The organism is Fibrobacter sp. UWT2, assembly GCF_900142545.1.
Classification (GTDB): Bacteria; Fibrobacterota; Fibrobacteria; order Fibrobacterales; family Fibrobacteraceae; genus Fibrobacter.
Genome location: NZ_FRBF01000039.1, coordinates 1 through 7,517 on the forward strand (window position 1 = coordinate 1; position 7,517 = coordinate 7,517).

General features: G+C 52.9%; 5 protein-coding genes. 2 read left to right on the forward strand and 3 right to left on the reverse strand.

The features are described from left to right. Positions 1 to 294: 294 nt before the first annotated feature. On the reverse strand, positions 295 to 834 hold the full coding sequence (locus tag BUA40_RS14005; protein WP_072801467.1) for a DUF5662 family protein: 540 nt from the start codon (positions 832 to 834) through the stop codon (positions 295 to 297). A 90-nt stretch (positions 835 to 924) separates the two neighbouring features. On the opposite strand from BUA40_RS14005, the gene ilvD reads away from it, so the two are divergent. Further along, on the forward strand, positions 925 to 2,781 hold the full coding sequence (gene ilvD / locus BUA40_RS14010) for a dihydroxy-acid dehydratase (protein ID WP_072801468.1): 1,857 nt from the start codon (positions 925 to 927) through the stop codon (positions 2,779 to 2,781). A gap of 37 nt (positions 2,782 to 2,818) precedes the next feature. After that, entirely contained in the window at positions 2,819 to 4,507 is a 1,689-nt protein-coding gene (gene thiC, locus BUA40_RS14015) for a phosphomethylpyrimidine synthase ThiC (RefSeq protein WP_304529002.1), read from the forward strand. Between the two features lie 61 nt (positions 4,508 to 4,568). Here thiC and BUA40_RS14020 read toward each other — a convergent pair whose 3' ends face one another. Both BUA40_RS14020 and BUA40_RS14025 read right to left on the reverse strand, forming a co-directional pair. Next, positions 4,569 to 6,578, reverse strand: a complete 2,010-nt coding sequence (locus BUA40_RS14020; RefSeq protein WP_083585441.1) for an FISUMP domain-containing protein — start codon at positions 6,576 to 6,578, stop codon at positions 4,569 to 4,571. A 103-nt stretch (positions 6,579 to 6,681) separates the two neighbouring features. Next, complete coding sequence (locus BUA40_RS14025; protein WP_072801471.1) at positions 6,682 to 7,419, reverse strand: hypothetical protein; 738 nt, start codon at positions 7,417 to 7,419, stop codon at positions 6,682 to 6,684. Between the last annotated feature and the right edge of the window lie 98 nt (positions 7,420 to 7,517).

A 7,517-nucleotide genomic window follows, 5' to 3' on the forward strand; every position in this document is an offset into this window, starting at 1 on the left:
GGCTATACTGTTGCTTCCTTTGCCGGGAAGGGGTGAATAAAAACGGCGAACCTCCTTATCCTGCGCTCGCGAAGTGACTTTTTAAGGGTCAACTAATATAGACTTATTCCCCACCGGTTTAAAGGGTTTTTGAACAACGTTTTGTTGTATAAAATTCATCAAGTGCCGTTTTTAGCTTAAAATAAGCAATTATAAGATTATTTTAAGCATTCTGTAACAAATAAACTACTTTGAAAATGCCGTTTTTAGCGAAATTTCGGGGGTCAAAAGTGACAAAAATCACGTTTGGAGCAGCTATTCGACCGGCAAAATCTTGGTATGGCGCATAAACGCAAGGGTTTCTTTTTCGCCCTTTTCGGCAAGCATCTTTAACAGGTAAAGCAACTTCTTGTAAGTCGTCTCCGTCATTTTTTCGTGGGCGGTACTTTTGGTGAGGTACAGCAGCGGAGATTCTTGCGTGTAATTTAATTTGTTGTAAGTCTTGGACGCAGCTACGCGATCACAGAACATTTCCTTGATGTAGCGATCCGGCATATCCATCGGCACCAGCTTTTTAGTCGCCATTTCGTAATCGTACCAGAATTCAAAATGGTGTTTGTTACGCCCCTTGTGGTGCATCCATGCAAGGCTGTAGCCCTTGGCATTGCGTTCACCATTGTTGGGCGACTGGTCACCCATATAGTACTTTGCCCCGGGAATAAACTCCGTCGGACTATACTTGGAAAGATCGTGGAACAAGCCCTGAAAACCAATTCCCGCCTTGAAACACAAGCGAACGACCTCGTTACGGTGCTTGGTAATCGTTATAAAATGTTTAATAGGATGAAAACTCACAAGCCCAATTATAGTTTTTTCTACATTTCCATTCGAAATTTGGCGTTAGAACGCCACCGAATTTTTAAAAGACACAAAAAGAGGATTATTATGCCGAAACTTCGTTCGCTCAAGACTATGGAAGGCCGTGAAATGGCCGGTGCACGCGCCCTTTGGCACGCAACTGGAACCAAGGTGGAAGACTTTGGCAAGCCCGTCATTTGCGTGGTGAACAGCTATACCCAGTTTGTTCCGGGCCACGTTCACCTGAAAGACTTGGGCCAGGTAGTCGCCCGCGCGATCGAAGCAGCCGGTGGTGTCGCTAAGGAAATGAACACCATCGCCGTCGATGACGGTATCGCCATGGGCCACGACGGCATGCTCTACAGCTTGCCCTCTCGCGACCTCATCGCAGATTCTACCGAATACATGGCAAACGCCCATCGCGCCGACGCCCTCGTTTGCATTTCTAACTGCGACAAGGTGACTCCGGGTATGCTCATGGCTGCCATGCGCCTCAACATTCCGGCAATCTTCGTGAGCGGCGGCCCGATGGAAGCTGGCCACGTGACCACGAAGGACGGCAAGGACCGCGCCCTCGACTTGATCGATGCCATGATTGATTCCGCTGACAATACCATCAGCGACGAAGAAGTGGCCGCCATCGAAGCTAACGCATGCCCGACTTGCGGTTCCTGCTCCGGCATGTTCACCGCAAACTCCATGAACTCCCTTACCGAAGCCCTCGGCCTCAGCTTGCCTGGCAACGGCACCATCGTTGCAACGCACGCCGAACGTAAGAAGCTCTTCGAAGCAGCCGGTAAGCGCATCGTGGAACTCTGCCACCAGTATTACGACTTGAACGACGAAAGCATCCTTCCGCGCAGCATCGCTACGAAGGACGCCTTCGAAAACGCCATGCGCCTCGACATCGCCATGGGCGGTTCCTCCAACACCGTGCTCCACTTGCTCGCTGTCGCTCAGGAAGCTGGCGTCGACTTCACCATGAAGGACATCGACCGCCTTTCCCGCAACACGCTGTGCATCTGCAAGGTCGCCCCGACCGTTCACAACATCCACGTGGAAAACGTGAACCGCGCCGGTGGCATCATGGGTATCCTCGGTGAACTCGACCGCATGGGCCTCATCCATAAGAATGCAAAGACCGTTCACGCCGCCACCATGGGCGAAGCTCTCGAAGTGAACGACCTCAAGCGTAACCCGAGCGCCGAAGCCAAGCAGCGCTACCTCGCTGGCCCGGGCCGCAAGTACAATATCGAAGCTTTCTCTCAGAACTTCATGTATCCGAATCACGACCTCGACCGTGCCAACGGCGCTATCCGCGATGGCGAACACGCTTACACCAAGGACGGCGGCCTCGCTGTTCTGTACGGTAACCTCGCTATTGACGGCTGTATCGTGAAGACCGCTGGCGTGGACGAATCCATCTGGAAGTTCACCGGCCCGGCAATCGTGTTTGAAAGCCAGGAAGAAGCTGTCGAAGGCATCCTCGGCAACAAGGTGAAGGCTGGCGACGTGGTCGTTATCCGCTACGAAGGCCCGAAGGGTGGCCCCGGCATGCAGGAAATGCTCTACCCGACCTCTTACCTCAAGAGCCGTCACCTCGGCAAGTCCTGCGCCCTCCTCACCGACGGTCGTTTCTCCGGCGGTACGAGCGGTCTTTCCATCGGTCACGCTTCTCCGGAAGCTGCCAACAAGGGTAACATCGGCCTCGTGCACACGGGCGACGTTATCGAAATCGATATTCCGAACCGCACCATCAATGTGGAACTCACCGACGCCGAACTCGACGCCCGCCGCAAGGAAATGGAATCTCGCGGTGCCAAGGCTTGGAAGCCGGAAACCCGCAACCGCGTGGTGTCCAAGGCTCTGCAGGCATACGCTGCCATGGCCTCTTCTGCAGACAAGGGCGCTGTGCGCGACCTGAGCCTCATTGGTGTGAAGTAATTAAAGGAAAGTAATGGATTCTCTCCTTAAACCTTTTATGAATTCCCGCAAGGTGTATGTTCCGGGTAAAATGTACCCGGACATCCGCGTGGGAATGCGCGAAATTTTGACTGAAGACCCCGAAACGCCTGTCGTGACGGTGTACGATACGAGTGGCCCTTACAGCGATGTAGACGCCAAGCTCGACGTAACGAAGGGTATTGAACGCTTCCGTGAACCGTGGATTATGGAACGTGGTGACGCCGAAGAACTCGACAACATGACGTCTGCTTATGGCCGCGCCCGCCGCGAAAACCATGAGCTCGACCACCTGCGCTTTAACGCAGAGCACCACCCGCTCCGCGCCAAGGTTGGTCATCACCTGACGCAACTCGACTACGCCCGCAAGGGAATCGTCACCAAGGAAATGGAATACGTGGCCATCCGCGAAAACCAGCGCCTTGACGAGTTGCAGGCCCAGGGTAAAATCCAGGTGGCAGGCTCCCCCATTACGCCGGAATTTGTGCGCGACGAAATCGCCGCAGGCCGTGCGATTCTGCCGGGGAACATTAACCACCCGGAATGCGAACCGATGATTATCGGCAACCGTTTCCTCACGAAGATCAACAGCAACATCGGCAACTCGGCCATTACCTCTTCCATCGAAGAAGAAGTCGAAAAGATGGCTTGGTCTGTACGATGGGGCGCAGACACGGTCATGGACCTTTCCACTGGAAAGCACATTCATGAAACACGTGAATGGATTATTCGAAATAGTCCCGTACCTATCGGCACTGTGCCTATTTACCAGGCGCTCGAGAAGGTGAACGGCAAGGCCGAAGAACTCACGTGGGAACTGTACCGCGACACGCTCATCGAGCAGGCGGAACAAGGCGTGGACTACTTCACGATTCACGCGGGCCTTTTGCTGGAACATATTCCGCTGACTGCCAAGCGCACCACGGGTATCGTGAGCCGCGGCGGTTCGATTCTTGCCCTCTGGCAGATGCGCCACCACCAGCAGAACTTCCTCTACACGCACTTCCGCGAAATCTGCGAGATTCTCGCCGCCTACGACGTGGCAGTCTCGCTCGGCGACGGTCTTCGCCCGGGGTCGTTGGCCGATGCCAACGACGCGGCCCAGTTCGGAGAACTGGACACGCTCGGCGAGCTCACGAAAATTGCTTGGGAATACGGCGTGCAGGTGATTATCGAGGGTCCGGGTCACGTGCCCATGCACAAGATTCAGGACAACATGGCGCGCCAGCTCGAAAAGTGCCACGGCGCTCCGTTCTACACGCTCGGCCCTCTTACCACCGATATCGCCCCCGGTTATGACCACATTACGTCGGCCATCGGTGCGGCCCAAATCGGCTGGTACGGTACCGCAATGCTCTGCTACGTAACACCCAAGGAACACCTCGGACTCCCCGACCGCGACGACGTGCGCGCCGGTGTGGTCACCTACAAGCTCGCCGCTCACGCGGCCGACCTTGCAAAGGGCCATTTCGCAGCGCAGTTCCGCGACGACGCCCTTTCCCGCGCCCGCTTCGACTTCCGCTGGAACGACCAGTTCGCGCTTTCCCTGGACCCCGAAAAGGCCATGGAATTCCACGACAAGACGCTCCCCGGTAGCCAGGCCAAGAGCAGCCACTTCTGCAGCATGTGTGGCCCGAACTTCTGTTCGATGCGCATCACGCGTGCCGTACGCAACTTTGTGGCAACTGGCGAAGTCGGCGACGTGTAACACCTAAGCTCATTTATTAAAAGCAAAAATCCCTCGGACACTCGTCCAAGGGATTTTTCAATTACTGTTGTTGCGATTGTACTTCTGTTGCAGCAGGAGGTTGCGCTGCAGCATTATTCTCCGGCGCGACCTCTTTCGGCGGCACCTTATTTTTCACGCACCTGAGCGAGAACGCATTTCCGTCAAAATCCTCTTCGTTCTTGAATTCATCCTTACTGCTTACGACATACCAGTAAGCGGCTCCCGAACCAGCACCGCCTTCAGCCGCCCAGAAATACGCACTCGTTCCGAGTTCCGTATATTCGCCGTCATTGCGGAATCGAATACCCGCCGGCAAAGCGTTAAAGCCGCTCGCATTGTTGTTCTTAGTCATGTCACCCTGAGCCCAGCCTTCACGGCTCTTGAGAGCTGCAGCCAAGCCCTTGCGCTTGTTAATCGCAAATTGTCCTAACCGCATCCATTCTTCCTGTCGCGGAATATGCCAACCATCGGGGCAAATTCCCTGATGTTCTTCGACAACGGCTCCCTGCGACACGCTATCCAGCGAGTTTTCGATAAAGTCCTCGGGCAAGCGCATCGCTACATGCCACGGGTAAAGCCTTCCGTAATTGCGGCAACGGATATCCTTGTCCTCGTAGCAGAAGCTCCCCGGAGCGGCAAAGCGCAGATTTTCCGCCATCCATACATCCTCGCCCACGGCCAAGGTCTTGTAGCGGTTATCATCTCGCTTGTCGTAAATCGAAGTGCTGTCATAAATTTCATCGATATCGGGCGGATTCATCAAGCAGCGCACCGGATACGCCCTGCTCTTCAAGCTTGAATCCATCACGAAATCATCATTGCTATTCGGGAGCGTCCAAACAAACGCCCGCGTCGAATCAAGTTCATTCACCGTCCAGAAACCCGTAAAGGTTCCAATTCCAGAATACGTCGAAACAGAATCAACGGAATCGCGCACACCAGTGGCCAACGCCGTGAACCCGAAGCCGTTTTCGCCCATAAGCGCGAGATCGCTTTCTAGCCAGGTTTCTCGGGCTCGCAGGTTCGTTCCCACGCCCACCGCATCGTCAATATCCTTCAGGTAAATATTGAGCCTGTAAAAGTCAAGCGACGTCGGCACATGCCAGCCATTGGGGCAAACATCCTTCATCTTCGATGTTCCCGTAATATTGGTGGCGGCCTCCCACGTGTAAAGGCGCCCAAAGCGTTCGCAATTTTCCTCCATGTTGTCGTAGCAGTAGCTACCCGGCACCTTCACGTTCAAGTTATTGACCATCCACACCTGATCGCCAATATGAATCGTAAGCACAGCCTTGTTCTGCACATTGACCACCTGCGGAACCACCTTCGGGCGAGGCGGAGGAGGCGGCTCCCTAAAGGGATACACCTTGTTTTCGATACAGCGGATAGAGACGCCATCATCTTTGGAGGCGTAGACTTTGTCAAAAGACCTTGAATCGTACAGAACGCTCCAATAAATCGCCCCCACGTTGTCTATTTCGGACGAAGACCAGAACTGAGCCGAAGATTTCAAATCCATAAAGCCGGTATACTCGTTACGCACACCCGCCGGCAATGCATTAAAGCCGAATTCATCGGAACCCGCAGGCACACGCAGTTCCTTTTCCCATAAATCAGGAGACTTTAGGCTCAAACCGACGCCATCACTCTTGCCGATTCGCCCCACATAACGCTTTAGCGTCACCCAGTCCTTATTGGCCGGTAAACGCCAACCCGCAGGGCAAGCGTCATGATACGTTTTCCAGTCCTTTTTGGTAAAATCGATATCTGCAATGGAATGGTTATTGTAGAAATCCACCAGGCGCATCGCCATCGCCCAATTGTACAACCTGCCATATGTTTCGCAGTTGTAATCGCGATTGTCGTAGCACCAGCTCCCCTTCACATTGAAACGCAAATTCTCGGCAAACCAGCGCTGATTTCCAATCTGCACGGTCTTATACACGCGACCATCGCGTTTATCCTTGAAATCGGGCATTTTTAGAACATGCGCAAGCGCACCACTCGCCCCGCATAACAGCATTGCCAGAACAATTGTATGGATTTTCATTTTCGCCTCTCTCCAAGCAATATATACTCAAAACCATACAAAAGACAAACTAACGTAAACTTTCTTATTCCAAATTAAAAAAAGGGGGAAAATCCCCCTTCAATTACCTTACATTCACCCGGTGAACCTTAGCGCCGATTCGCACTACATAAGTCCCCGTAGCAAGATTCTTGATTACAGGTTCAGCTTCGGTAGTGAGTCCCCGCTGCACGACACGCCCCTGTAGATCCATGACCATGTATTTCCTTGCATCCAAGCTAGAGGACACCGGCATCTTCTTAATACCTTCAACGCCATCTTTGCTAAAGAACAGCGGACTATAGGTAGCCTGAACAACATCGTTCATCATGACCGAAACAGTAGCGGGATCATCAAGAGACGGATCCGTATTCCAGCGATAATCCTTCGATGCGCGCACTGAAATTGTCGCATAGCCATCGTTGAATTGAGCGTCTTCAAACAAGAACTCGACCTTTGCAGACGTCATATGGCCCTTGTACACATTGATTCCATTACATTCCTCGGTACACAAGTCATAAGTTCCATCTTTGGTAGGCTCAAGAATCGCCAAGTACAAGTCCAGAACAGATCCCGTACGGTATTCCTCGTAAGAACCATCTTCTTTAGGCACTTGTCCCCTAACGGCTTTAGGCGACTCACCCGTTGCAGGAATCTTTTCAATAAAGGTTATTTGCGGCGTAAAGAAGTTCAATTCCAAAGCGTTCTGTCTACCCACCAGGCCAATTTTGTACGACGTAACCGAGCCAAGCAAATCATACATGTCGACTGACGCATACACGGTATCTACACCGGAAGCCCCAATCAGACGCGGTTCCCCCACCTTTGAACCGACCCCAAAAAGTTGGACAGGTTAAAGTTAGGATAAAATTGAGTTATGGGTCCGGTATTGAACCGGGCTCATTCCGTTTAAACGCAGTT

Coding starts and splice junctions, on each gene's coding strand:
- BUA40_RS14020 (WP_083585441.1), bottom strand. CDS start 6,578: ATGAAAATCCATACAATTGTTCTGGCAATGCTGTTATGCGGGGCGAGT.
- ilvD (WP_072801468.1), top strand. CDS start 925: ATGCCGAAACTTCGTTCGCTCAAGACTATGGAAGGCCGTGAAATGGCC.
- thiC (WP_304529002.1), top strand. CDS start 2,819: ATGAATTCCCGCAAGGTGTATGTTCCGGGTAAAATGTACCCGGACATC.